The 883-nt window shown below is 77.6% G+C and carries 2 protein-coding genes; both read left to right on the top strand.

Features of this window, described 5'->3' with window-relative positions; all coding sequences use genetic code 11:
• Positions 1-256 (top strand): SAV_6107 family HEPN domain-containing protein (locus E1193_RS31475; RefSeq protein WP_243707990.1); only part of this gene is annotated, 256 nt, incomplete at its 5' end.
• A 96-nt stretch (positions 257-352) separates the two neighbouring features.
• A partial coding sequence (locus E1193_RS31480; protein ID WP_132186749.1) for a hypothetical protein occupies positions 353-883 on the top strand: 531 nt, incomplete at its 3' end.

An 883-nucleotide genomic window follows, 5' to 3' on the forward strand; every position in this document is an offset into this window, starting at 1 on the left:
CCCCACCCCCACCCGACGCCACCGGATCACCAGCGTCTGGGTGCTGCTCGCCACGGTCGCCCCCGAGCTCGACGAGTGGGCCGCCTACTTCGCCGCCAGCGCCGGCAGGCGGGCCGCCGCCGAGGCCGGGATACCCCGGGTGGTGAGCGCCCGGGAGGCCGACGACCTGATTCGGGCCGCCGAGCAGTTCGTGGCGGTGGTGGAGACCGCGCTCGGCTTGGCCCACCAACCCACCCTCGACGGCCGCGCGGCCTGACCGGGCCCGACATCCGGGTGCGAGCCGGGCACACCCCGGCTCCGCATCCACCGCATGACCTGATCCGGCACAGCACGACGACGGGGGGCTGATCCCATGGCGGGCCGCATGGTGGTCGGCTCCGCCGCACTGGCCGCTCTGGTCCGCCCGGCGAGCGCGCCGGACCCGGCCGGCGGCCACCGTACGCTCCCGGTGGCGCCCGAGCTGACCGGCCTGCTGCCCCACCGAGGGCTGCGTCGGGGCAGCACGATCGCGGTCTCCGCCGGCCGGCCCCGCCGCAGCGGTGGCACCTCGCTGGTTCTGGCGCTGCTCGCCGAGGCGTCCCGCGCAGGTTCCTGGTGCGCGGTGGTCGGGGTGCCGACCTTCGGCGTGGGCGCCGCCGCCGAGCTGGGCATCGCCCTGGACCGGCTCGCCCTGGTCCCGGACCCGGGCCCCGAGTGGCCCACCGTGGTCGCCGCGCTGATCGACGGGGTCGACGTGGTGGTCACCGCCGTGCCGCAGACCGTCTCCGCCTCGGTAGCCGGCCGGTTGGCCGCCCGCGCCCGCCAGCGTGGCTGCGTGCTCGTCCCGTACGGCCGCTGGGACGGCGCGGACGTCACCCTCCAGGTGGTCCGCGGGGTCTGGGAG

The sequence above is a fragment of the Micromonospora sp. KC606 genome, assembly GCF_004348675.1.
Classification (GTDB): domain Bacteria; phylum Actinomycetota; class Actinomycetes; order Mycobacteriales; family Micromonosporaceae; genus Micromonospora.